The 23,513-nt window shown below is 69.7% G+C and carries 23 protein-coding genes, 1 tRNA gene and 1 pseudogene; 19 read left to right on the top strand and 6 right to left on the bottom strand.

Annotation, left to right across the window (positions count from 1 at the left end; all coding sequences use genetic code 11):
* Nucleotides 1-75 precede the first annotated feature (75 nt).
* The 4 genes from tpiA to Q8Q71_RS15705 all read left to right on the top strand — a co-directional run bounded on the left by tpiA (nucleotide 76) and on the right by Q8Q71_RS15705 (nucleotide 4,925).
* Nucleotides 76-822, top strand: a complete 747-nt coding sequence (gene tpiA, locus Q8Q71_RS15720; RefSeq protein WP_305760542.1) for a triose-phosphate isomerase — start codon at nucleotides 76-78, stop codon at nucleotides 820-822.
* 107 nt (nucleotides 823-929) lie between these two features.
* Complete coding sequence (gene secG / locus Q8Q71_RS15715; protein WP_305760541.1) at nucleotides 930-1,346, top strand: preprotein translocase subunit SecG; 417 nt, start codon at nucleotides 930-932, stop codon at nucleotides 1,344-1,346.
* A gap of 89 nt (nucleotides 1,347-1,435) precedes the next feature.
* Complete coding sequence (locus Q8Q71_RS15710) at nucleotides 1,436-3,088, top strand: CTP synthase (protein WP_305760540.1); 1,653 nt, start codon at nucleotides 1,436-1,438, stop codon at nucleotides 3,086-3,088.
* 400 nt (nucleotides 3,089-3,488) lie between these two features.
* Complete coding sequence (locus Q8Q71_RS15705; protein WP_305760539.1) at nucleotides 3,489-4,925, top strand: aldehyde dehydrogenase family protein; 1,437 nt, start codon at nucleotides 3,489-3,491, stop codon at nucleotides 4,923-4,925.
* 5 nt (nucleotides 4,926-4,930) lie between these two features.
* Here Q8Q71_RS15705 and Q8Q71_RS15700 read toward each other — a convergent pair whose 3' ends face one another.
* Nucleotides 4,931-5,803, bottom strand: coding sequence for a TSUP family transporter (locus tag Q8Q71_RS15700; RefSeq protein ID WP_305760538.1), 873 nt, complete (start codon nucleotides 5,801-5,803; stop codon nucleotides 4,931-4,933).
* 80 nt (nucleotides 5,804-5,883) lie between these two features.
* Between Q8Q71_RS15700 and Q8Q71_RS15695 the strand changes: the two genes are divergently transcribed.
* On the top strand, nucleotides 5,884-7,056 hold the full coding sequence (locus tag Q8Q71_RS15695; RefSeq protein ID WP_305760537.1) for a Xaa-Pro peptidase family protein: 1,173 nt from the start codon (nucleotides 5,884-5,886) through the stop codon (nucleotides 7,054-7,056).
* Here Q8Q71_RS15695 and Q8Q71_RS15690 read toward each other — a convergent pair.
* From Q8Q71_RS15690 to Q8Q71_RS15680, 3 genes are read right to left on the bottom strand one after another with little or no spacing between them, the layout of a single operon-like run.
* Nucleotides 7,053-7,697: a GntR family transcriptional regulator gene (locus tag Q8Q71_RS15690; protein WP_305760536.1), complete on the bottom strand. Its 645-nt coding sequence runs from the start codon at nucleotides 7,695-7,697 to the stop codon at nucleotides 7,053-7,055. The two genes, Q8Q71_RS15695 and Q8Q71_RS15690, sit on opposite strands and share 4 nt — an antisense overlap.
* A gap of 2 nt (nucleotides 7,698-7,699) precedes the next feature.
* Nucleotides 7,700-8,701, bottom strand: a complete 1,002-nt coding sequence (locus Q8Q71_RS15685) for a 4-hydroxyproline epimerase (RefSeq protein WP_305760535.1) — start codon at nucleotides 8,699-8,701, stop codon at nucleotides 7,700-7,702.
* Nucleotides 8,702-8,703: 2 nt separating this feature from the next.
* Complete coding sequence (locus Q8Q71_RS15680) at nucleotides 8,704-9,600, bottom strand: dihydrodipicolinate synthase family protein (protein WP_305760534.1); 897 nt, start codon at nucleotides 9,598-9,600, stop codon at nucleotides 8,704-8,706.
* A 69-nt stretch (nucleotides 9,601-9,669) separates the two neighbouring features.
* Between Q8Q71_RS15680 and Q8Q71_RS15675 the strand changes: the two genes are divergently transcribed.
* On the top strand, nucleotides 9,670-10,911 hold the full coding sequence (locus Q8Q71_RS15675; protein WP_305760533.1) for an FAD-binding oxidoreductase: 1,242 nt from the start codon (nucleotides 9,670-9,672) through the stop codon (nucleotides 10,909-10,911).
* Between the two features lie 8 nt (nucleotides 10,912-10,919).
* On the opposite strand, the gene Q8Q71_RS15670 is transcribed toward Q8Q71_RS15675, so the two are convergent.
* A tRNA-Ser gene (locus Q8Q71_RS15670) sits at nucleotides 10,920-11,009 on the bottom strand.
* 95 nt (nucleotides 11,010-11,104) lie between these two features.
* On the opposite strand from Q8Q71_RS15670, the gene Q8Q71_RS15665 reads away from it, so the two are divergent.
* The 6 genes from Q8Q71_RS15665 to Q8Q71_RS15640 are packed head-to-tail and all read left to right on the top strand — an operon-like array spanning nucleotide 11,105 to nucleotide 16,223.
* Complete coding sequence (locus tag Q8Q71_RS15665) at nucleotides 11,105-11,899, top strand: septal ring lytic transglycosylase RlpA family protein (RefSeq protein ID WP_305760532.1); 795 nt, start codon at nucleotides 11,105-11,107, stop codon at nucleotides 11,897-11,899.
* A gap of 37 nt (nucleotides 11,900-11,936) precedes the next feature.
* Complete coding sequence (gene tmk / locus Q8Q71_RS15660) at nucleotides 11,937-12,563, top strand: dTMP kinase (protein ID WP_305760531.1); 627 nt, start codon at nucleotides 11,937-11,939, stop codon at nucleotides 12,561-12,563.
* Nucleotides 12,560-13,540 carry a DNA polymerase III subunit delta' gene (locus Q8Q71_RS15655; protein WP_305760530.1) on the top strand — a complete coding sequence of 327 codons (981 nt, stop codon included), beginning with the start codon at nucleotides 12,560-12,562 and terminating at the stop codon, nucleotides 13,538-13,540. Before tmk ends, Q8Q71_RS15655 begins: the two co-directional genes overlap by 4 nt.
* Nucleotides 13,537-14,325, top strand: a complete 789-nt coding sequence (locus tag Q8Q71_RS15650) for a TatD family hydrolase (RefSeq protein ID WP_305760529.1) — start codon at nucleotides 13,537-13,539, stop codon at nucleotides 14,323-14,325. Before Q8Q71_RS15655 ends, Q8Q71_RS15650 begins: the two co-directional genes overlap by 4 nt.
* The gene (locus Q8Q71_RS15645; RefSeq protein WP_305760528.1) at nucleotides 14,322-15,131 is read left to right on the top strand and encodes an MBL fold metallo-hydrolase; all 810 of its coding nucleotides are present in this window, start codon (nucleotides 14,322-14,324) and stop codon (nucleotides 15,129-15,131) included. Before Q8Q71_RS15650 ends, Q8Q71_RS15645 begins: the two co-directional genes overlap by 4 nt.
* Before the next feature lie 18 nt (nucleotides 15,132-15,149).
* Nucleotides 15,150-16,223, top strand: a complete 1,074-nt coding sequence (locus Q8Q71_RS15640; protein ID WP_305760527.1) for an alpha/beta fold hydrolase — start codon at nucleotides 15,150-15,152, stop codon at nucleotides 16,221-16,223.
* On the opposite strand, the gene hemB is transcribed toward Q8Q71_RS15640, so the two are convergent.
* On the bottom strand, nucleotides 16,220-17,224 hold the full coding sequence (hemB, locus tag Q8Q71_RS15635) for a porphobilinogen synthase (protein ID WP_305760526.1): 1,005 nt from the start codon (nucleotides 17,222-17,224) through the stop codon (nucleotides 16,220-16,222). The genes Q8Q71_RS15640 and hemB overlap by 4 nt on opposite strands.
* A 352-nt stretch (nucleotides 17,225-17,576) precedes the next feature.
* Here hemB and Q8Q71_RS15630 point away from each other — a divergent pair, with 352 nt between their 5' ends.
* The 7 genes and pseudogenes from Q8Q71_RS15630 to Q8Q71_RS15600 all read left to right on the top strand — a co-directional run.
* Nucleotides 17,577-18,716, top strand: a complete 1,140-nt coding sequence (locus Q8Q71_RS15630) for an isobutyryl-CoA dehydrogenase (RefSeq protein WP_305760525.1) — start codon at nucleotides 17,577-17,579, stop codon at nucleotides 18,714-18,716.
* Nucleotides 18,717-18,769: 53 nt separating this feature from the next.
* Nucleotides 18,770-19,492, top strand: coding sequence for a hypothetical protein (locus tag Q8Q71_RS15625; protein ID WP_305760524.1), 723 nt, complete (start codon nucleotides 18,770-18,772; stop codon nucleotides 19,490-19,492).
* A 39-nt stretch (nucleotides 19,493-19,531) separates the two neighbouring features.
* On the top strand, nucleotides 19,532-20,581 hold the full coding sequence (locus Q8Q71_RS15620) for an enoyl-CoA hydratase/isomerase family protein (protein ID WP_305760523.1): 1,050 nt from the start codon (nucleotides 19,532-19,534) through the stop codon (nucleotides 20,579-20,581).
* A 58-nt stretch (nucleotides 20,582-20,639) separates the two neighbouring features.
* On the top strand, nucleotides 20,640-21,422 hold the full coding sequence (locus Q8Q71_RS15615; RefSeq protein WP_305760522.1) for a class I SAM-dependent methyltransferase: 783 nt from the start codon (nucleotides 20,640-20,642) through the stop codon (nucleotides 21,420-21,422).
* Nucleotides 21,423-21,477: 55 nt separating this feature from the next.
* A complete protein-coding gene (locus tag Q8Q71_RS15610) occupies nucleotides 21,478-22,245 on the top strand; it encodes a class I SAM-dependent methyltransferase (protein ID WP_305760521.1) in 768 nt (255 codons plus the stop codon).
* Nucleotides 22,246-22,257: 12 nt separating this feature from the next.
* A complete protein-coding gene (mmsB, locus tag Q8Q71_RS15605) occupies nucleotides 22,258-23,229 on the top strand; it encodes a 3-hydroxyisobutyrate dehydrogenase (RefSeq protein ID WP_305760605.1) in 972 nt (323 codons plus the stop codon).
* A 142-nt stretch (nucleotides 23,230-23,371) separates the two neighbouring features.
* A pseudogene (locus Q8Q71_RS15600) lies at nucleotides 23,372-23,513 on the top strand (5-aminolevulinate synthase); the annotation flags it as partial.

Here is a 23,513-nt window from a genome sequence, read left to right as displayed (position 1 = left end):
ACCTGGCGCGACGCGGTTCTCGATTCGCGCTGACTGCGGCTTGGCTTGTTGAAACACGCCGCATAGAAGGCGCGCATGAAACAATCCGTGAAGCTGATCGCCGGCAATTGGAAGATGAACGGTCTGGGCGTCAGCCTGGGCGAGGTCGAGGCTCTGGGAGCGGCGCTGGCGGAGGCGCCTCCGGCCTGCCGCGTGGCCCTGTGCCCGCCCGCGACCCTGATCGAGCGGATGGCGCGCGTCGCGCGGAGCGGCCTGGAGATCGGCGGCCAGGACTGCCGGGCGGAGACCCATGGGGCCTTCACCGGCGATATCTCGGCCGAGATGCTGAGGGACGCGGGCGCAACCCTGGTCATCCTGGGTCATTCCGAGCGACGTCAGGGGCATGGAGAGACAGATTCGCTAGTCTCGTCCAAGGCCGGGGCCGCCGCCGCCGCCGGTCTGGCGCCGATCATCTGCGTCGGCGAGACGCTGGAGCAGCGCCAGGCGGGCCGGGCGGTCGAGGTAGTGCGGTCGCAGATCATGGCGTCCTTGCCACTGGTTCTGACCGGCCGGGATTTCGCCGTGGCCTACGAGCCGGTCTGGGCCATCGGGACGGGCCTCACGCCGACCCTCGAACAGATCGAGGAGGTCCACCGGGCGGCCCGCGCGGCGATGATCGAGCGGCTGGGCCTGGGGATAGCCGCGACGCCGATCCTGTACGGCGGCTCGGTCAAGCCGGACAATGCCCGGGAGATTCTCGCCGTGGCCGAGGTGGGCGGCGCCCTGGTCGGCGGCGCGTCGCTCAAGTCGGCGGATTTCCTGGGGATCGTCCGGGCGGCGTAAAGGCGTGGCCGATCCCATGCCACCTCCCGCCGTTTGCTCCCGCTCCACATCAATGTTAGACGCCGCCGCTTGATCGGCGCCGCCTCGCGCCACACATATCGGCCGCCATGCTCCAGACCATTCTCCTCGTCGCCATGATCCTCATCTCGGTCGCGCTCGCCGGCGTGATCCTGATTCAGCGTTCGGAGGGCGGCGCCCTCGGGATGGGCGGCGGTCCGTCGGGCTTCATGACCGCGCGCGGCGCCGGCAATCTGCTGACCGTGACGACCTGGTGGCTGGCCGGCGCCTTCTTCGCCTGCGCCATCGGCCTGACCATCCTGGGCAATGTCGAGCGGTCGAGCGCCTCCGTCGTCGACGCCTCTGACATGGGCGAACTGCTCGCGCCGGCCACGCCGGCCGCCCCGAGCGCCGATCCGGCCGCCCCGGCCCAGCCCGCGGCTCCGTCCCTGCAGGACCTGGAAACCAGCCTGTCAGGCGTGTCGGCGGCTCCGGCCCCGGCGCCGCAACCCGCTCCGGCGCAATAGGGGTGAGCGGGGACCTTATCCCCGCCTTCCGCTCCCGCCCTCAAAGTCTCCAAGGCCCGCCGCGCGAATCGGCGGTAAGGTAGTCTCCCATGGCCCGTTACGTGTTCATCACCGGCGGCGTGGTTTCCTCATTGGGAAAAGGCCTCGCTTCCGCCGCTCTAGGCGCGCTCCTGCAGGCGCGCGGCTACAAGGTCCGGCTGCGCAAGCTGGACCCGTATCTGAACGTCGATCCGGGGACGATGAGCCCCTACCAACACGGCGAGGTCTTCGTCACCGACGACGGAGCCGAGACCGATCTGGATCTGGGCCACTACGAACGCTTCACCGGCGTGTCGGCCGCGAAATCCGATAACATCACCACCGGCCGGATCTATTCGACCATTCTCGAGAAGGAGCGGCGGGGGGACTATCTCGGCGCGACCGTGCAGGTCATCCCGCACGTCACCGACCAGATCAAATCCTTCTGCCTGACTCCGGCCCTGACCGACGACGGAGAGGATGTCGACTTCGTGCTGGTCGAGATCGGCGGCACGGTCGGCGACATCGAGGGCCTCCCGTTCTTCGAGGCCATCCGCCAGCTGGGCCAGGATCTGCCGCGCGGCCAGTCGTGCTTCGTCCACCTGACCCTGCTGCCGTTCATCAAGACCGCCGGGGAGATGAAGACCAAGCCGACCCAGCATTCGGTCAAGGAGCTGCGCTCGATCGGCATCCAGCCCGACATCCTGCTGTGCCGCTGCGAGTTTCCCATCCCACCGGAGGAGAAGCGCAAGATCGGCCTGTTCTGCAATGTCCGTCCGACCGGCGTCATTCAGGCCATGGATTCCAATGACATCTACGCGGTGCCGCTGGACTATCACCGCGAAGGGCTGGATGCCGAGGTCCTGGCCCATTTCGGCATCACCGACGCACCGGCGCCGGACCTGACGATGTGGGAGGAGATCGCGCGTCGCCGCCTGCACCCCGACGGCGAGGTCACGGTGGCGGTGGTCGGCAAGTACACGGTCCTGAAGGACGCCTACAAATCGCTGATCGAGGCGCTGCACCACGGCGGGGTGGCCAACAACGTCAAGGTCAACATCGACTGGGTCGAGGCCGAGACCTTCGAAGGCGACCGCGAGGCTTGCGACGCGCGGCTGCAGGCGGCCCACGCCATCCTGGTGCCCGGCGGCTTCGGCGAGCGAGGCTCCGAGGGCAAGATCGAGGCGGCCCGCTTCGCCCGCGAGCGCAAGATTCCCTATTTCGGCATCTGTTTCGGCATGCAGATGGCGGTCATCGAGGCGGCCCGGAATCTGGCCGGCTATCCGAAGGCGTCATCGACCGAGTTCGGCCCCACGACCGAGCCGGTGGTCGGCCTGATGACCGAGTGGACCCAGGGCAATCAGCGGGTCCTGCGCCAGCAAGGCGGCGACATGGGCGGCACCATGCGGCTGGGAGCCTATGACTCGACCCTCAAGCCGGGGTCGCGGATCGCGCAGATGTACGGCTCGACCACCATCAGCGAGCGGCACCGCCACCGCTATGAAGTCAACATCAACTATCGCGACGCTATCGAGCAGAAGGGCGGCCTGACCTTCGCCGGCCTGTCTCCGGACGGCGTCCTGCCCGAGACGGTCGAACGCGAGGACCATCCGTGGTTCATCGGCGTGCAATATCACCCGGAGTTGAAGAGCCGGCCGTTCAGGCCCCACCCGCTGTTTGCGGGCTTCATTGAGGCCGCTGTGGTGCAGAGCCGGCTGGTCTAGCGGGCGCCCAGCGTTCTTTCGCTCCCGGGTTTCCCGGATACAGGCGGGCCCTTCGGGAGACCCTCGAAGGGCTGGCGGTGACGGCAGCGGACACACACGAGAGTGCCGGGCTGGCTACGGCTGTCGACGAATACATGTCCCTTGGTCAGGCATTTGAGCGATTTGAACATGACGGCCCCGCGCAGACATCAGACTGCGTGAGAGAACAATGTTCCAGGATTTGCTGCAGTGCAAGATGAAATCGCTCTGACGGTTTCTGACGGGTGAAACCCGAAAAACCGGGCCCGGACGGGGTTGCGCGGGCCCGGCCGGAGCGTTGTATTCTTGCAGTGCGGCAGGGGCCGGGCATGGATGTCACTCCAGGCGCGCCGGGTCCGCGCCATCCGCCGGAGCATCGCCCATGCCGTCCCTCAAAGCCGCCTATCCGCTCTATCTGGCCAATGAGGCGCTGACGCCGAATCTGGACCTGGATGTCACGGACAAATACACCGGGGCGGTTGCGACGCGGGTTCCGCTGGCGGACCCGGCGCTGATCGACCGGGCCATCGGCGCGGCGGTCGAAGCGACCCGGCCGATGGCCGAGATGGCGGCCTACGAACGGCAGGCTGTTCTGGCCCACTGCGTGACGCGGTTTCAGGACCGGGCCGACGAACTGGCCCACGCCCTGTGCATCGAGGCCGGAAAGCCGATCAAGGATTCCCGGGGCGAGGTGAGCCGGCTGATCGACACCTTCCGCATCGCCGCCGAGGAGTCGGTGCGTATGACCGGCGAGGTCCAGCCGCTGGATATCTCGGCCCGGGCCAAGGGCTACCAAGGCATGTGGAAGAGGGTTCCGATCGGGCCGTGCTCCTTCATCTCGCCCTTCAATTTTCCGCTCAACCTGGCGGCCCACAAGATCGCGCCGGCTCTGGCGGCGGGGTGTCCGTTCGTGATGAAGCCGGCGTCGCGCACACCGCTCGGCGCGCTGATCATCGGCGAGGTGCTGGCCGAGACCGACCTGCCGAGGGGCGCCTTCTCCATCCTGCCGGCCACGCGCGACGGCTCGGACCTGTTCACCACCGACGATCGCCTCAAGCTGCTGTCCTTCACCGGCTCGCCCGAGGTCGGCTGGGCGCTGAAGGCCAGGGCCGGCAAGAAGAAGGTGGTGCTCGAACTGGGCGGCAACGCCGCCGTCATCGTCGATCGCGACACCGACCTGGAGGACGCCGCCGAACGCATCATCTTCGGGGCCTTTTACCAGTCGGGCCAGTCCTGCATCGGGGTGCAGCGCATCCTGATCCACGACGATGTCTACGGCCCCTTGCGCGATCTGCTGGTGGCGAAGGCGCGCGCCCTGATCGCCGCCGATCCGCGGGAGGAGGCGACCTTCATCGGGCCGATGATCGACGAGGGCGAGGCGAAGCGGCTGGAGCGCTGGATCGACGAGGCGCGCGCGGCGGGAGCGACCGTCCTGTGCGGCGGGAACCGCACCGGGGCTATGCTGGACGCCACCTTGCTCGAGGGCGTCGGCCGGGGCCTGAATATCCGGGAGGAGGAGGCCTTTGGTCCGGTCGCCATCCTGTCGCGCTTCTCGGATTTCGAGGCGGCCCTGGCTGAGGTCAACGACTCCCGTTTCGGCCTGCAGGCGGGCATTTTCACCCGTGACATCCACAAGGCCATGCGGGCTTGGGACGTGCTGGAGGTTGGCGGCGTCCTGATCGGCGACGTGCCCAGCTATCGCGTCGACAACATGCCCTACGGCGGCGTCAAGGACTCCGGCCTCGGTCGCGAGGGGGTGAAGTTCGCCATGGAAGACATGACCGAAATCCGCAACCTGGTGATCCGCAAACACACCTGAGGACGTCAGTCGGCGGCTGGCGGCGCGCCCCGGATCGCCGACCTCAGCAGCAGGGCGGCCGCGTAGAGGACCACGACCACGACCGCCCAGCGCAGCGGCTCGATCGGCATTTCCTTGACCACGAAGGCGGCGACCAGCACCGCCGGAATGCCGCCGAGGGCGATGCCGATCACGATCCGCAGGTCGATGCGTTCGGCGCGGATGTAGCGGAAGCCGGTGGTCGGCATCAGGAAGGCGCAGGCGCTGGCCATCACCGGGAAGGCGAGGCGCGGGTCCAGGCCCAGCAGGCTGAGCAGGATCAGGGACGGGGCGTACAGGCCGATCCCGAAGGCCATCAACATGCCCATGACGAAATGGGCGGCGACCGCGATCCAGAGCAGACGGGGTTCCAGCGCCGCGGCGGTCCCGCCGATCGGCATCAGGTCGAGATTGCTCATGGCGTAGAGAGCTGCCGCGATCAGCAGGGCGACGCCGACGACCCCCTGCACCACGCGAACCGGCGCGCGCACCATCAGGGGCGCTCCGACCACGGCCCCGGCCACCGCCGCGACGATGCAGGAGACCAGAAGCATGGGGTCGACGTGGACGCCCAGAAGCACGAGAAACACCGCCGACTGAACCATCGTCGGCAGCGCGTGGCCGACGTTCAGGGTCGCGGGGATGAAGCTGTCGGGCGTCATCTTGCGGAAGCGGAGCCAGGCGGTGGTCGGGGCGAAGGATCCGATGCCCAGGGTGTCGAAGAAATTGGCCGCCGCGCCGAGGATGATCGCTTCGGGTCCGGGCGCGCCGGTTCCGCGCTTCAGGGCGGTTCGCCCCAGCACCGCCACGAAGGCGGTCGCCAGTACGGCCAGGGCCGTCAGCAGAATTGTCAGGATCAAGGTCTTCCCCCCTTGCCGCTCGTTCCCCAACTGAGCACGATCGTATACGATACTCAATCCGGCGAGGACGGGAACGGACGATGGCGAGTGTTTCAGGATCGGTTCCGGACCCCATCGGCGCGGCCGAGCGGCAGGCGCGCCTCGCGGGCCTGAGAGGCGCCATGGAGGCGGCGCACGTCGAGGCCGTGCTGCTCGGCTCGACATCCAGCCTGCGCTATTTCACCGGCATCGACTGGTATGCCTCCGAGCGGCTGGTGGGCGCGGTGATCCATGCGTCGGGCGGGCTGGATTACGTCACGCCGCGCTTCGAGCTGGAGAAGGTCGAGGGGCTGATCAGCCTGCCCGGCGAAATCCTGACCTGGGAAGAGGACGAGAGCCCGTGGCGGCTGGTCGCCGAACGGATCGGCCCACGCGACCGGATGGCGGTCGACGAACGGATGGCCCTGGCCATGTACCGCAGCCTGAGGGCCGAGATGGACGACGACCGGCTGGTCGACGCCGCACCGCTGATCCATCCGCTACGGAGCCGGAAATCGCCGGCCGAGATCGCCCTGATGCGCCACGCCAAGGCGATCACGATCGAGGTCCATCGCCGGGCCCATGACCAGCTCCGCGCCGGTCAACACGCCTCGGAAGTGGTCCGCTTCATCGACGACCAGCATCGGGCCCTGGGCGGCTCGGGCAACTCCTTCTGCATCGTCTCCTTCGGCGAGGATACATCCCTGCCGCACGGCGGTGAGGCCGACCGGGCCCTGGCGGCCGGCGACGTGGTGCTGATCGACACGGGCACGCGCATCGACGGCTACAGCTCCGACATCACCCGCACCTATGTGTTCGGCGAGGCCACGGCGGATATGCGGCGGGTCTGGGAGGCCGAGAAGCGGGCCCAGGCCGCGGCCTTCGCAGCCGCCCGGCCCGGCGTGGCCTGCGAGGCCGTCGACGCGGCGGCGCGAGGCTCGCTGGAGGCCGACGGCTTCGGCCCCGGCTACCGCCTGCCGGGCCTGCCCCACCGCACCGGCCACGGCATCGGCCTGGACATCCACGAGGGGCCCTATCTGGTGAAGGGCGATTCGACCCCGCTGGCGACGGGGATGTGTTTCTCCAACGAGCCGATGATCGTCGTGCCGGGCCAGTTCGGCGTGCGGCTGGAGGACCATTTCCACATGACGGACGCCGGCCCCGAGTGGTTCACCCAGCCGCAACACAGCCTGGACGAGCCGTTCGCCAACGCACCGGCCTGGCCGGCGGCCTAGGCTTCCGGCAGCTGGGCGCGCAGGTCGACCAGGGTCGCCCGGATATGCGCCCGGGCCTCGCGGCGCACGACTTCAGCCCGGCGCTCCAGCCAGGCCTGCAGCAGGGTCTCGTGCTCGTGGCTGGCGCGGTCCACCCGGCGGTGCTCGCCGAGATGCACCCGCACATAGCGTTCGGACAGGGCCAGCAGCCGGTCGACGGTCTCGATGGTGACGCCCCGTCCCGAGGGCCGGACCAGGGCAAGATGGAATTCGCGGTTGCGCCGGCCGACGTCGGCGAGGCCGTTGCGCAGGGCGGCGTCGAGGGCGGCGAAGGCGGCGCGGGCGGCCTCCTGCGCGGCCTGATCCGCCTCAAGGGCTCCCAGCACGCAGGCGGTCGGCTCGATGCGCAGGCGCAGGTCGAAGACGTCCTCGGCGTCGGCGCGCGACAGGGGGCGGACGATGAAGCCGCGGTTGGGATGGGAGATCACCAGGCCGTCGCTCTCCAGCCGCGCCAAGGCCTCGCGCAGGGGAATTTTGCTGACGCCCAGCTCCAGCGCCAGGGCGTCCTGACGGATCGGCGTATCGGCGGGCAGGCGGCCCGACAGGATGCGCTCGCGCGCCTCGGCGAAGACCTGGTCGGGCAGGGGGCGGGGCCTCGCCATGCTCAGATCACCTGAAAGCCGTGGGCGAAGACGTCCTCGTCGTCGATCCAGATCTCGTTCAGGCCGGTGGCGATGGCCGAGCCCTCGACGGAGGGAATGATGCCGGAGCGGCCGCCGATCTCGGTCTCGGCCTCGACCCGGCCGGTGAAACGGCTGCCGATATAGCTTTCGTGCACGAAGGCCTGGCCGACGGGCAGACGGCCCGTGGCGTGCAGATGCGCCAGCCGCGCCGAGGTGCCAGTGCCGCAGGGGCTGCGGTCGATGGCCTTGTCGCCATAGAAGACGGCGTTGCGCCCGTCGGCGCCCTCGCCCTTCGGCCTGTCGGCCCACAGCAGATGGGAGACGCCGCGGATGGTCGGGTCGAGCGGATGGATCGGCGTGAAGGCCTCGCGCACCAGGGTCCGGATGATCGGTGACAGCTGCAAGATGCGGGCGGCGCCGAGGGCGTCCAGCCCGGAATAGGCGCCCTGGGGCTCGATGATCGCGTAGAAATTACCGCCATAGGCCACGTCGACGGTCAGCGGGCCGAAGTCGGGGACATCGATCCCGATCCCCTGCTTGTCCAGCCAGGAGGCGACGTTGCGGATGCGGACGGACCGAACGCGCCCGCCGTCCTGCACATAGTCCAGTTCGATCACGCCGGCCGGGACCTCGGCGATTACCCGCCCGGGCGTGCGCGGCTTGATCAGCCCGTGCTCCAGCGCGAAGGTGACGATGCCGATGGCGCCGTGTCCACACATCGGCAGGCAGCCGCTGGTCTCGATGAACAGGATGCCCACGTCGGCCTCGGCCGTCGTCGGCGGATAGAGGAAGCCGCCGCTCATCATGTCGTGGCCGCGCGGCTCGAAGCAGAGGCCGGTGCGGATCCAGTCGTAGCGCGCCATGAAGTCCTGCCGCCGGGCGCTCATGCTGTCGCCGGTCAGTTCGGGCGCGCCCTCAATCACCAGCCGGACGGGATTGCCGGCGGTGTGGCCGTCGATGCAGCGGAAGACATGCCGCGCCATGGCTACAGGACCGGGCGCGTGGCGGCGGCCTTCTCGACCATGGCGACGACCTCGGCGCGCCGGGCGCCGACCAGCGGGTGGCGCGGCGGGCGGACCCGTTCGTGGCCCCGGCCCATGATCTGCTCGGCCAGCTTGATCGACTGGACCAGGTCATGATCGGCGTCGAGATGCAGCAGGGGCATGAACCAGCGGTAGATGGCGAGGGCCGTCTCCATGTTGCCGCGCTTGAAGGCCTCCCAAAGCGCGAGGGATTCTTTCGGGAAGGCGTTGGTCAGGCCCGAGACCCATCCGCGGGCGCCCAGCGTCAGCCCTTCCAGCGCCACGTCGTCGAGGCCGGCGAACAGGACGTAGCGGTCGCCGAACTCGTTCAGCAGGTCGGTGAAGCGGCGGGTGTCGGGCGCGCTCTCCTTGAGGGCCACGACATTGGGCAGGTCCGACAGGGCGTGTAGGGCCTCGAAGCCGATGCTGACCCGATAGGCGGGCGGGTTGTTGTAGAGCATGATCGGCAGGCCGGTCGCCTCGGCCACGGTGCGGAAATGGGCGGCCAGCTCGGCCTGGGTCGGCACATAGACCATGGCCGGCAGAACCATCAGGCCGTCGGCGCCGATGGCCTCGGCGTCGCGGGCGAAGGCGGCGGCGCGGCGGGTGTCCAGCTCGGCCACCCCGGCGATCACCGGCACGCGCCCGGCCACAGTCTTCACTGTCGCCGCGAGCATGGCGCGCTTCTCATCGGCGTCGAGCGAGTTGTTCTCGCCCACGGTGCCCATGACGATCAGACCGTGGACGCCGTCGCGGATCAAGCCGTCCTGCACAGCGGCGGTGGAGTCGAAATCGATCGAGAAATCCGCCGCGAACTGCGTGGTGGCGGCGGGGATCACGCCCTCCCAGGAAATCGACATCGGGTCCTCGCTTCCAACAGCTTAAGTCATTACCGTATACGATCCTGAGGTCGAGGCAACGGGAGTCCGATGCAGCCGAAGTCCTATCTCGTTATCGGCGGCGGCCTGGTCGGGGCCGCCTCGGCGCTGCGGCTGCAGGCGGCGGGCTTCGGCGTGACCCTGATCGACCCGGGCGATCCGCGCCGCGCCGCCTCGTTCGGCAACATCGGCCATATCGCGGCCGAACAGGTGTCTCCCCTGGCGTCGCGGGAGAGCCTGCGGACTTTTCCGGGGCGTCTGTTCGGCCTCGGCGGTCCGCTGGACTTCCGCTGGCGGGACGTCGGCCTCTGGGGGCCCTGGGCGCTGCGGTTCATCGCCGCCTCGGATCCGGCGCGGCATGCCGCGGGGCAGGCGGCCCTGACTGCTATCCTCGCCCATGCCCTGCCGGCGTGGCGGCGGTTGGCGGAGTTTTCAGGCGCCCCGGACGTCGTCGGCCGTGACGGGCATGCGGTGGTCTGGATGTCGGAGCGGGCGGCCGAGAAGGGCCTCAAGGGTTGGGAACGGGCGGCGACGGGCAGCGCCGCCTTTCAGTCGATGAGGCCTGACGACCTCGCGCCCTATGCCTCTGTGATGACCCGCGCGCCCGTCGCCGGCATTCGTTTTTCCGGCACCGCCCAGGTCAGCGAACCCCAGGCCGCTCGCGACGCCCTGATGGCCGCCTTCCGGTCGCACGGCGGAGAAGTCATCCATGCCCGGGTAGCCCGCCTGGCGACCGGGGACCGTGTGACCGCCCACCTCGACGGCGGCGGCGTGCACGAGGCCGAGGGCGCGCTGGTCGCGGCCGGGGCGTGGGCGGGGCGGCTGATGCGAGACCTCGGCGCAGAGGCACCGGTGATCGGCGAGCGCGGCTATTCGGTGCAGAGCGCCGAGCACGGCTGGGACGCGGCCCTGCCGCCGACGGTGTTCGAGGAGCATTCGATGGTGGTGTCGCGGTTCACGAGCGGCCTGCGGGCGTCCAGCTTCGTCGAGTTCGGATCGCCCGACGCGCCGGGCGATCCGCGCAAATGGCGCTATCTGGAGCAGCGGCTGGTCGACCTCGGCATTTGCTTCTCACCCGGTCCGGACCGCTGGGTCGGGCCGCGACCCACACTGCCGGACTATCTGCCCGCCATCGGTCGGCTGGAGCGGGATCCGCGCATCCTCTACGCCTTCGGCCACCAGCACCTGGGCCTGACCATGGCGGCGGTCACCGCGGAGCTGACGGCGGCGCTGGCGACGGGCGCCGAGCCGTCGGTCGATCTGACGCCGTTCCGGATCGAGCGGTTCGGCTAGCCCGATGCTGGCGGACAGGGTGGGATTCGAACCCACGGTGGGCTTTCACCCACGGCGGTTTTCAAGACCGCTGCCTTAAACCACTCGGCCACCTGTCCGTGCTCATCGAGCGGACTGGCCGCATAGCGCCAAACGCGGCGTTAACCAAAGCGGAAATGTCCGGCGCCATTCTGGGGGCCTTCAGGGGCGGGCCATGGCTGCGGGACTTCCGGCGAGAGTGTTGAAAGGCGCGCAGGCCGCGATCCTGCTGACGCTGCTGGCGGCCTGCGCGGGCGTGGCCCGGCCGGACGGTGGGCGCTTGCCCGTCGTGACGGATCCGGCGCCCGTCGTCCCGGGGACGATGCGCGCCTATCAGATCCGGGGACGTTGGTATCAGCCGGCGGAACAGCCCGGCTACGACGAAACCGGCATGGCGTCCTGGTACGGCGACGCCCACCACGGCCGTCCCACGGCGACGGGCGAGCGGTTCGACATGAACGCCCTGACCGCGGCCCACAAGACCCTGCCGCTGCCGGGCCTGGTCGAGGTCACCAATCTCGCCAACGGGCGGCGCATCGTCGCCCGGGTCAATGACCGCGGGCCGTTCGTGGACGGGCGGATCATCGATCTTTCGCGCGGCGCCGCGGAAGCGCTGGGGATGTTGTCCGCCGGCGTGGGCGAGGTGCGGGTGCGGTACCTGGGCCGCGCGCCGCGTCTGGGCGGCGGAACGACGCTGCGATACGCCGAGGCGAGTCCGCCTGCCCGGGGTCCCGCTCCGGAGGCCGCGTCCGGAGCCTTCTGGATCCAGGCCGGGGCCTTTTCCGACCGCCGCGCGGCGCGGCGGGTCGCCGACCAGCTGGGTGAACGCGCCACCGTCGATGTCGCCATGGGCGACGGCCTGTTCCGCGTCCTGGTCGGTCCGTGGCCTGACCCCAACGCCGCCGAGCGCTCGCGGCAGGCGGTGATCGCGCGCGGTTACGCCGACGCCCTGTTGATATCGGCGCGCTGAGGCTTGCTTGATCGCCCGCCGTCGCCATTGTGCGCCGGTGACCCAGGGCAGATTCATCACCTTCGAGGGCGGCGAGGGAACCGGCAAATCGACCCAGGCGGCGCGCCTGGTCGAACGGCTGCGCGCGCTGGACCTCGAAGTGGTGCAGACCCGCGAGCCCGGCGGCTCGCCGGGGGCCGAGGACATCCGCGCCATCGCCCTGAACGGCGACGCCGGGCGCTGGTCGGCGATGACCGAGACCCTGCTGATGTTCGCCGCCCGGTCGGACCATCTCGAGCGCACCATCCGACCCGCGCTGGAGGCCGGCCGCTGGGTGGTCTGCGACCGGTTCGCCGATTCGAGCCGGGCGTACCAGGGCGCCGGCGGCGGCACGCCCGCGGACTTTATCGAGAGTCTGGACGCCGCCATCGTGGGCGCGACCCAGCCGGACCTGACCCTGGTGTTCGACCTGCCGGTCGAGGTTGGGCTGGAACGGGCCTTCGGACGCGGCCTGTTCGAGACCCGGTTCGAGTCCAAGGGACTGGAATTCCACGAGCGGCTCCGGCGCGGCTTCCTCGATATCGCGGCCCGCCATCCCGAACGTTGCGTCATCATCGACGCCGACGGCGACCAGGATGCGGTGGCCGCCCGCGTGTGGGCGGCGGTCGGGGCGCGGCTGCCGTGAGCGACCACGCCCGCGACCGTTTCGACCTGGTCCCCGACGCCGCCGCGGAGGCGGTCTTCCTCGACGCCTTCGACAAAGGCCGGCTGCACCATGCCTGGCTGTTGTGCGGGGTCGAGGGCTCGGGCAAGGCGACCTTCGCCTTTCGCGCCGCCCGTCGCCTGCTGGGCGCCGCGCCCGATCCGTCGCGCGGGCCTCTGGGGACCAGCCCGGACGACCCCGTCGCACGACTGGTGACGGCCCGGTCCCACCCCGATCTGCTGGTGCTGGAGCGCGCCGTAGAGGGCGGCAAGACCAAGAAGTCGATCTCCGTCGATCAGGCCCGTGAGCTCCCGGAGTTCTTCTCCAAGAGCCTCTCGCAGGCCCGCTATCGTGTCGCCATCATCGACGCAGCCGACGACCTGAATCTGAACGCCGCCAACGCCTTGCTCAAGGTTCTTGAGGAGCCGCCGGAGCGGGGCGTGCTGTTCCTCGTCGCTCATGCGCCGGGCCGGCTGCTGGCCACGATCCGCTCGCGCTGCCGCCGCCTCGCCTTTCCGGTGTGGCCCTTGCACGCGCTCGAGGATCTGGTGCGGAACGGCGCCGGCGTGTCGTCGGCCGAGGCCGCGCGCATCGCCGGCATGGCCGGGGGGTCGCCGGGCCGGGCGCTGGCGCTGGCGTCGGGCATGACGCTGGAGGCCGATCAACTGGCCCAGGCCTGGGTCGCGGCCCCGGCGGTCGATCGCGCCGAGGTCATGGCCGCCGCCGACAAATTCCGCGGCGCCGAGGGGCAGGAGCGGTTCGAGACCCTGATGGACCGGCTGATCGCGGCGGTGAAGGTCAGGGCGCTGGAGGAGGGGGCGTCCGGCGCGCGCTGGGCCGAACTTTGGAGCCGGCTGTCCGAACTGCCCGACCGCGCCGCCGCCATCAACCTGGACCGGGCCGACGTCCTGTCCGGGGCCTTGGCCGATCTGCAGCGGGTCAAGGCGGGCGGCGGATGATCATCGACAGCCACGTCAACCTGCACGCGCCCCAGTTCGACGAGGACCGGGACGTCGTCATCGCGCGGGCGCGCGAGGCCGGCGTCGGGCTGATGGTCGAGATTTCGGACAGGCTGTCGACCTTCGAGGCCACCCACGGCCTGGCTATGGCGCACGACGACATCTGGTGCACGGTGGGGGCCCATCCGCACGAGGCGAAGGACCACGTTGACCTGACCGCCGACCGGCTGGTCGGGTTGGCGGGACGGCCGCGGGTGGTCGGGATCGGCGAGTGCGGGCTGGATTTCCACTACGACCTCAGCCCCCGCGAGGTGCAGGCGGCGGTGTTCCGGACGCATATCGAGGCCGCGCGTCGCACGGGCCTGCCGCTGGTCGTGCATACCCGCCAGGCCGACGACGTCATGGCCGCCATCCTGGCCGAGGAGCAAGCCGACGGCCCGTTCCGGTTTCTCATGCATTGCTACACCAGTGAACCGGAACTGGCGGAAAAGGCAGCGGAACTGGGGGCGTGGTTCTCGGTGTCCGGCATCGCCACCTTCAAGGCGGCGAACGAGGTGCGCGAGATCGTGGCGGCCATGCCGGCGGACCGGATCATCGTCGAGACCGATTGCCCGTACCTGGCGCCCATGCCGCATCGAGGGCGGCGCAACGAGCCGGCGTATGTGGTCCACGTGCTGGACAAGCTGGCCGAGATCCGGGGCTGGAGCCGGGAGGAGGCCGAGGCGCGCACCACCGACGCCTTCTTCGCCCTGTTCGATCGCATCCCCCGACCGGAGGGGGCGTGAGCGCGACCGGCGAGCTGGAAGTCGTCATTCTCGGCTGCGGCTCGTCCGGAGGCGTGCCGCGCGGGGACGGCGACTGGGGCGCCTGCGATCCGGCCGAGCCCAGGAACTACCGCACCCGCTGTTCGCTGCTGGTGCGCCGGTACGGGCCGGACGGCGTGACGAGCGTGCTGATCGACACCTCGCCCGACCTGAGGGCCCAGATGCTGACCGCCGGGGTCCGGCATGTCGACGCCGTGCTCTACACCCACGACCACGCCGACCAGGTCCATGGGATCGATGATCTGCGCGTCTTCGCCATGCATGCGCGACGGCGCATTCCGGCCTGGATGGACCCCGCGACGCGCGAGGCCCTGACGGGCCGGTTTCCCTATATTTTCAAAAGCCAGGAAGGCTATCCCGCCATTCTCGACGAGATGCCGCTCCCGCCGCACGGGCTGCCCTGGACCGTCGACGGCGCGGGCGGAGAGGTTCCTGTCGTCACTTTCGACCAGGCCCACGGGCCGATCCGCTCGGTCGGCTACCGCATCGGGCCCGTGGCCTATTCCAGCGATGTCTCCGACCTCGACGAGGCCGCCATCGAGGCCGTGAGCGGCTGCGATCTGTGGATCGTCGACGCCCTGCGCTGGACGCCCCATCCGACCCACGCCCATGTCGACAAGACCCTGGACTGGATCGTCCGGGCCGGGGTGAAGCGGGCTGTGCTGACCAATCTGCATCTCGACCTCGACTACAACGCCCTCAAGGCCGCCGTGCCCGCCCATGTCGACGTCGCCTTCGACGGATGGTCCGCACGGCTCTCGCTCTGACGATGGAGACCTGACGCAATGAAACGCCTCGTTCCGGCCCTGTACGGCCTCGCCGCCCTGCTGATGTCCTCCGTGGCCGCCGCCCAGCCCGCGCCGGCGGAAGGGGACTTCAGCGTCGCCGGCTTCACCCTCGCGTCGGGCCAGATCCTGCCGGAGTTGCGCATGCACTACCGGACTCTGGGCCAGCCGCGGCGCGGCGCCGACGGCCGGGTCGGGAACGCCGTCCTGGTGCTGCACGGCACGGGCGGGACCGGCGCCCAGTTCCTGTCGCCACAGTTCGCGAACGAGCTGTTCGGCCCGGGCCAGCCGCTGGATACGGCGCGCTACTACATCGTCATGCCGGACAACCTCGGCCATGGCGGCTCGTCGAAGCCGTCGGACGGTCTGCGGGCGGGGTTCCCGGAGTACGGCTACGCCGACATGGTCGAGGCGCAGCGGCGGCTGCTGGTCGACGGGCTGGGCGTGGACCGGGTGCGGCTGATGCTGGGCACGTCGATGGGCTGCATGCACATCTTCGTCTGGGCCGAGGCGCACCCGGACTTCGCCGACGCCCTGATGCCCATGGCCTGCCAACCGACCGCCATCGTCGGCCGCAACCGGCTGTGGCGGACCATGCTCAAGGACGCGATCCGCAGCGATCCGGCCTGGGCCGGCGGCGACTATGCGGCCCAGCCCGTCGAGGGCCTGCGTACGGCCGTGGATCTGCTGCTGCTGGCGGGCTCGGCGCCCATGGCCATGCAGCAGGATCTGGCGACGCCGGCGGCGGTCGACGACTGGCTGGCGGCGCAGCAGGCGCGACGCATCCCGGCGTTGGACGCCAACGACCTCTGGTACCAGGTCAACGCCTCGCACGACTACGATCCCTCGGCCGGGCTGGAGCGGATCACCGCGCCGATGACCTGGATCAACTCGGCCGACGACTTCATCAACCCGCCGGAGCTGGGTCTGGCCGAGCAGTTCGTCCCGCGCATCGCCGGGGTCCGTTATCGCCTGATCCCCAACAGCGCCGGCGGGAAGGGGCACGGGACCCACACCTGGGCGGCGTTCTGGAAGGCCGATCTGGTCGACCTGCTGACGCGGACGGAAGACTAGCCTCCCATCAACCGCGCCGCCTGCGGCGCGAAATAGGTCAGGACCCCGGCGCAACCCGCGCGCTTGAAGGCGTGCAGGCTTTCGATAATGGCGCGGTCTTCCTCGAGCCAGCCGTTGGCCATGGCCGCCCGCATCATCGCGTATTCGCCGGACACCTGGTAGGCGAAGGTGGGGACTTTGAAAGTCTCGCTAACCCGCTGAACGATATCGAGATACAGCATCCCCGGCTTGACCATGACGGCGTCGGCGCCCTCGGCGATGTCCATGGCGACCTCGCGCAGGGCCTCGTCGGAATTGGCGTAATCCATCTGGTAGGTCTTCTTGTCGCCGGTCAGCGCTTTCGCCGAGCCCACGGCGTCGCGATAGGGGCCGTAGAAGGCTGAGGCGTATTTGGCCGCGTAGGACAGGATCAGCGTGTCGTGGAAGCCGTTGGCCTCCAGCGCCTCGCGGATGGCCTGGACGCGGCCGTCCATCATATCCGAAGGGGCGACCACATCGGCGCCGGCGTGGGCGTGGATGAAGGCCTGTTCTGCCAGCCGCTCGAGGCTGGCGTCGTTGAGGATGAGGCCGTCCTCGACCACGCCGTCGTGGCCGTGGTCGGTGTAGCAGTCCAGGGCCACGTCGGTGATCACCCCGATCTCCGGCGCGGCGTCCTTGATGGCCTTGATGCAGAGCGGGATCAGGCCGTCGGGGTCCGTCGCGCCGGAGCCGATGGCGTCCTTGATGGCGCCGTCGACATTGGGGAACAGGGCCACGGCCGGAATGCCCAGGCCGCGGGCCTCGACGGCGGCCTCGGCGGCGGCCGTCGGCGACAGGCGGAAGACGCCGGGCATGGAGGCGACCGGGACCCGGTCCTCGGCGCCGTCGTGGACGATCAGCGGCCAGACGAGGTCGGCGGGCGTCAGCACGGTCTCGGCGACCAGCCGGCGCACCCAGGGCGACGAGCGCAGGCGGCGCGGGCGGGCGTAGGGAAAGGCGGCGGGGGCGAACGGCTGGGTCATGCAGGGGTCATAGGCGGGTTGGGAGCTCGGGAAAACAGGGTCCGAAGCGTCCGATGCGTCCGAAGCGTGCGGATCGGACCTCAAAAACACTGTCCGATGCGTCCGATGCGTCCGAACCGTGCGGATCGGACTTCAAAAACGCCGTCCGAAGCGTTCGAAGCGTCCGAAGCGTCCGGATGGACCGAACGTCGCGGGTGAGAGGATCCAAGGCGCTGATGGGTCATGGGCGCATACTGGCGCCTGTGTACGTCAAAATCGGTCGTGCAAGGGCGTGAGGGTGACGCCGCGCGAGGGGTTGGATAGAAGCACGCCGAGCGGCCCGGCAGAGGCCGCCGACGCGACGGGAGCTTTCATGGACTTCGCCCTCAACGACGACCAGCGCGCCATCCAGGACGCGGCCCGGCAGTTCGCGGAGGCGGAACTGGCCCCGCACAGCGCCGAATGGGATGAGACCAAGCATTTCCCGGTCGACGTCATGCGTCATGCCGCCGAGATGGGCTTCTGTGGCATCTATACGGGCGAGGAGCACGGCGGCATGGCCCTGGGCCGCGTCGAGGCGGCCCTGATTTTCGAGGAGCTGTCGCGCGGCGACGTGTCGACGGCGGCCTTCATCAGCATCCACAACATGGCCACGTGGATGATCGACAAGTTCGGCTCCGACGATCTGCGCGGCCGCTATGTGCCCTCGCTGGTGACCATGGAGAAGATCGCCAGCTACTGCCTGACCGAGCCGGGTTCGGGGTCGGACGCGGCGGGCCTGCGCACCACCGCGCGGCTGGACGGCGACCACTACGTCCTGAACGGCTCCAAGGCCTTCATCTCGGGGGCGGGGACGTCGGACGTCTATGTCGTCATGGCCCGCACCGGGGCGGACGGTCCAAAAGGCATCTCCGCCTTCGTGGTCGAGAAGGACGCCCCCGGCCTGAGCTTTGGCGCCCAGGAGAAGAAGATGGGCTGGAATTCCCAGCCCACCGCCATCGTCGCCTTCGACGACTGCCGCATTCCGGCGGCCAATCTGCTGGGCAAGGAGGGTGACGGCTTCCGCTACGCCATGATGGGTCTGGACGGAGGGCGGCTGAACATCGCGGCCTGTTCGCTGGGCGGGGCCCGGCTGGCGCTGGAGACGACGCAGGCCTACGTCACCACGCGAAAGCAGTTCGGCAAGCCCTTGTCAGACTTCCAGAATACCCAGTTCAAGCTGGCCGACATGGCGACCCAGCTGGAGGCCTGTCGGCTGATGGTGCTGCGCGGCGCCTGGGCCATCGACACCAACCACCCCGAGAAGACCAAATGGTGCGCCATGGCCAAGCGGATGACCACGGACGCCTGTTTCCAGATCGCCGACGAGGCCCTGCAGCTGCACGGCGGTTACGGCTATCTGAAGGACTATCCGCTGGAGCGGATCGTGCGCGACCTGAGGGTGCACCGCATCCTCGAGGGCACCAACGAGATCATGCGGGTGATCACGGCGCGGGAGATGCTGCGCCAGTAGCGGATGACGGCGTTCGGCGACCGGTTCATAGTGGCGGCGGGAGGACCACCACCATGAAAATGCTCCGGATCGCCGCGGCCGCGGCGCTGATCGCATCGCCAGTCGTCGCCCAGGAGGCGTCGAACGCCGTCGGGATGGACGAGATCATCGTCACGGGCTCGCGGGCCATCGAATGGGATCCGGACGACATTCCGGTGATCCAGCTCGAACGGCGGGCCGACAATCTGATCGTCGCCGTGCGGGTGGTGAACGACACCCGCGACGCGCCGGGCCGGCGCGACGAGATCACCCGCACCCTGCGCGCCATGGCCCGCGCCGCCGCCGGCCGCGAGGACATCGACCTGAGCATCGAGGATGACGGGACGCTGGTTCCGCTGACCGAGGACATGGTCTCGACCCTGACCCTGGGCATGGACCCGGGCCGCAGCGACACCAGCGTGGCCAGCCTGGTGGTCAAGACCCCGATCCGCGAGGGCGACACCCTGGACGCCGCCTCGGAACGGATCGAGGAATTCGTCGAGGGCGTCGACCCGGTCGGCCGGTCCCTGGCCGACGTGGTGGGCGACTGGCAGCTGTCGGTGGTCAATCCGGCCCAGTACCGCGCGCCGATTCTCGCCGCCATCGCCGCCGACGCGCGCACGACCGCCGCGACCTTCGGCGACGGCTATGCGGTCCAGGTCGAAGGGATGTCGAACCGCGTCACCTGGCGTCAGTCGGGTCCGCTCGAACTGGCCCTGTTCATTCCCTACGACATGACGGTGACGCCGACGCGTTGAAGGCTGGACGGCCCCGCTTCGCCCTTCTAGAGCGGCGGCATGGTTGAGTCCGAAGTCCTGACCCGCGTCGAATCCGGCGTCGGCCACATCACCCTGAACCGGCCGAAGGCGCTGCACGCCCTGAACCGCGCCATGTGCGAGGCGATGACCGACGCGTTGGCGGCCTGGCGTGGGGACGACGGGGTGCAGTCCATCCTGATCGACCACGCCGGCGAGCGCGGCTTCTGCGCCGGCGGCGACATCCGCATGATCGCCGAAAGCGGGGCGGGGGACGCGTCGGAGGCGAAGGCCTTCTTCAAGGTCGAATACCGGCTCAACCATCTGCTGTTCGAATATCCGAAGCCGGTCACGGCGATCGTCGACGGAATCGTCATGGGCGGCGGCGTCGGCATCTCCGAGCCGGCCGACGTCCGAATCGCCACCGAACGCACCACCTACGCCATGCCCGAGACCGGCATCGGCCTGTTCCCCGACGTCGGCGGCGGCTGGTTCCTGCCGCGCCTGCCGGGCCAGACCGGCGTCTGGCTGGCCCTGACCGGGACGCGACTGAAGGCGGCGGACACCGTGGCGCTGGGCATCCATTCGCATTTCGTCCCGGCCGAACGGGTCGAGGCGCTGAAGGCCGCCCTGACGGCTCATCCGGACAACCCCCAGGCCGTCGCGGCCAGCTTCGCCGCCGATCCCGGGCCGGCCCCGAGCGGACCCCATCGTGAGGCCATCGACCGGCTGTTCGCCTTCGATACGGTCGAGGCCATTTTCGCCGCCCTCGAGGCCGACGGCTCCGACTGGGCCCTGGCCCAGCTGGCGACGCTGAAGACCAAGTCGCCGCAGTCGCTCAAGGTCACCCTGCGCCAGCTGCGTCTCGGCGCGACCCTGCCGTCGTTCGCCGCCAACATGGCCATGGAATACCGGCTCGGGGGCCGCGTGGTCCGCACCCACGACTTCCAGGAAGGGGTGCGCGCCGTGGTGGTCGACAAGGACAATGCACCGCGATGGTCGCCGGCGGAGCTGTCGGGGATCGCGGACGAGGACCTCGACGCCCTGTTCGCGCCCCTGCCGCCGGGCGAAGAATGGACGTCGATCGCCTGATGTCTTGCATCCGTCCGCGATCCGGCGTTCAGCTTCGCCGTCCGCTGGAGGGATCGTCATGCTGAAGCCGCTGCTCGCCGCCGCCATCGCCCTGTCGTTGGCGGGCTGCGCCTCCGAACCCTGGGCCGGCCGCGGCGACCGCGAGGCGACGCGGACCTACCAGGCCCTGGCCCTGGCCGACCTGCAGCGCGCCGCCATCGCCGATCCGCTCCGCCCGGCCGACGAGGTCGCCCGCGATCCGTTGCGCCATCCCGACCGGATCCTGGCCTTCGCCGGCGTCGCGCCGGGCTGGAGGATCGCCGACATCCGTCCCGGCGCCGGCTATTTCTCCCGCCTGTTCGCCCGTGTCGTCGGGGATACGGGCAAGGTCTACGCCTTCGTGCCCAACCGCACCGCCGAGCGCGAGAACGGCCGGGCCGACGCCCTGGTCGCCGCCTATCCCAACGTCGCCCGCGTGAACGGCGACCTCGATACGATGAGTTTCCCCGAGCCGCTCGACGCGGTCTTCATGAGCCAGGAATATCACGACTTTCACATCCCGGCCTTCAACACCGACGTGGCGCGGATGAACCGGGCGATCTTCGCCGCCCTGAAGCCCGGCGGCGTCTTCATCGTCATCGACCACGCCGGGCGGGCGGGAACCGGTCACAGCGAGGTCCTGACCCTGCACCGCATCGAGGGAGCCTCGCTGCGCGCCGAGGTCGAGGCGGCGGGCTTTGTCTTCGACGGGGAATCGACCGCCGTGGCCAATCCGGCCGACGACCGCACGACCAATGTCTTCGACGAGGCCATCCGCGGCCGCACCGACCAGTTCGTCTACCGCTTCCGCAAACCCGGCTGAGACCGGCCGGGCCTGCATCATCCGCGCTGCTCGGGCGCCCAGGAAAGGATATCTCATGCGCCGTTCCGTCATTCTCGCGGCCGTGGCGGCCCTCGCCCTGTCCTCGGCGGCCTGCATGGGCGGCGCGGGCGCGCCGTCCGCGCTTCTGCCGGCGGACTACGCCGAAGCCCTCGCGACCCCGTCCCGTCCCGCCGACGACCGCGCCCGCGACGCGGCGCGGCATACCGCCGAGACCCTGGCCTTCGCCCGGGTCCGGCCGGGGCAGAAGATCGCCGACATGATCATCGGCGGCGGCTATTTCACCCGCGTCTTCTCCGCCGCCGTCGGTCCGGAGGGCCGCGTCACGGCCTGGCAGCCGGCCGAGTTCATCGCCTTCCAGGCCAGCTATGGCGAGAGCCTGACCGCGGTCGACGCCCTGCCCAATGTGGACGGCGTCCGCTCGCCGATCGCCGCGCCGGTCTTCCCCGCGGGTCTGGATCTGGTCTTCACCGCCCAGAATTATCACGACCTGCATCTGAACGTCATGCCGGACGACACCGCCGCCCGGGTCAACGCCGCCGTGTTTCAGGCCCTCAAGCCGGGCGGCCTCTATGTCGTCATCGACCATCACGCCGCGGCGGGCGCGCCGCTCACGGCCGCCGACACGGTGCACCGCATCGACATCGAGACGGTCAAGCGCGAGGTGCTGGCCGCCGGCTTTGTGCTGGACGGCGAGAGCGACGTCCTGGCCAGTCCCGCCGATCCGCTGACCGCCAGCGTCTTCGACGCCTCGATCCGGGGGCGCACCAGCCAGTTCATGCTGCGCTTCCGCAAGCCGGGCTGATCAAAATCCGCCCTGGCCGCTGGCGACGGCGCGGGCGAGCGGCTAACCCTCCCGCCAAAGCCATCGGGAGACGACGCCATGACCCACACCATCGCCTTCATCGGCCTCGGCAACATGGGCGGGGGCATGGCCGCCAACCAGGCGAAGGCCGGCCATCGCGTCCTCGCCTTCGACCTGTCGCAGGCCGCGCTGGACCGCGCCGCCGCGGCGGGCTGCGCCCCGGTCGGCTCGGTGGCCGAGGCGGTGAAGGACGCCGATGTCGTCATCACCATGCTCCCGGCCGGGCCGCATGTGCTGAAGGTCTATTCGGAGCAGGTACTCGGCGCGGCGCCGACCCCGGCCCTGCTGCTCGACTGCTCGACCATCGACGTCGACACGGCGCGCAAGGTGGCCGGACTGGCCAGGGACGCGGGCTACGCCTTCGCCGACGCGCCGGTCTCGGGCGGGACCATGGCGGCGGACGCGGGCACCCTGGCCTTCATGGTCGGCTGCGACGAGCCGGACTTCGCCCGCATCGAGGCGGCGCTGGAGCCGATGAGCCGCGCGACCTTCCGGGCCGGCGATCACGGGGCGGGGCAGGCGGCCAAGATCTGCAACAACATGATTCTCGGCATCACCATGCTGGGCACTTGCGAGGCCATCGGCCTGGCCGAGAAGCTGGGCCTCGATCCGGTGAAGATGTTCGACATCGTGGCCAAGTCGTCGGGCCAGAGCTGGAGCGTGACCACCTACTATCCCTGGCCGGGCCCGGTGCCGACCGCGCCGTCGAACCGCGACTACGATGGCGGCTTCGCGGCGGCGATGATGCTCAAGGACCTGAAACTGGCCCAGGACGCGGCGGCCAAGGTCGGGGCCAGCACGCCGCTGGGGGCGCAGACCGAGGCGCTGTTCCAGATGTTCAACGGCCTCGGCTACGGCGGCCGGGACTTCTCGGCCATCCTGCAGATGCTGCGCGGCAAGCTGGACGAATTGCCGAAGGGTTGAGCGCCGGCGATCGACGCGCAAGGAAACTGAGAACCATTATCAATTAAGGGTTTGCGGCGATTTGTCCGGTCCGTTTCATGGACAAATCGGCCCGATCGGCGCATCAGGCGGCAAGTTTTCGCCGCCAGCAGAGCTGTTCGTTTTGTACGACTACAAGGCCGCATTCCGGACCGCCGTGGAGCAGGTCAAGGGCGAGGGGCGCTATCGCGTCTTCGCCGATCTGAAGCGCGTGCGCGGCCAGTTTCCGAAGGCGATCCGCCGGCGCGAGGACGGGTCCGAGCAGG

The organism is Brevundimonas sp. (assembly GCF_030704825.1).
Lineage (GTDB): Bacteria > Pseudomonadota > Alphaproteobacteria > Caulobacterales > Caulobacteraceae > Brevundimonas.
Note: the sequence above shows the minus strand (reverse complement) of the source record. Positions and strands in the feature narration are given on the sequence as shown.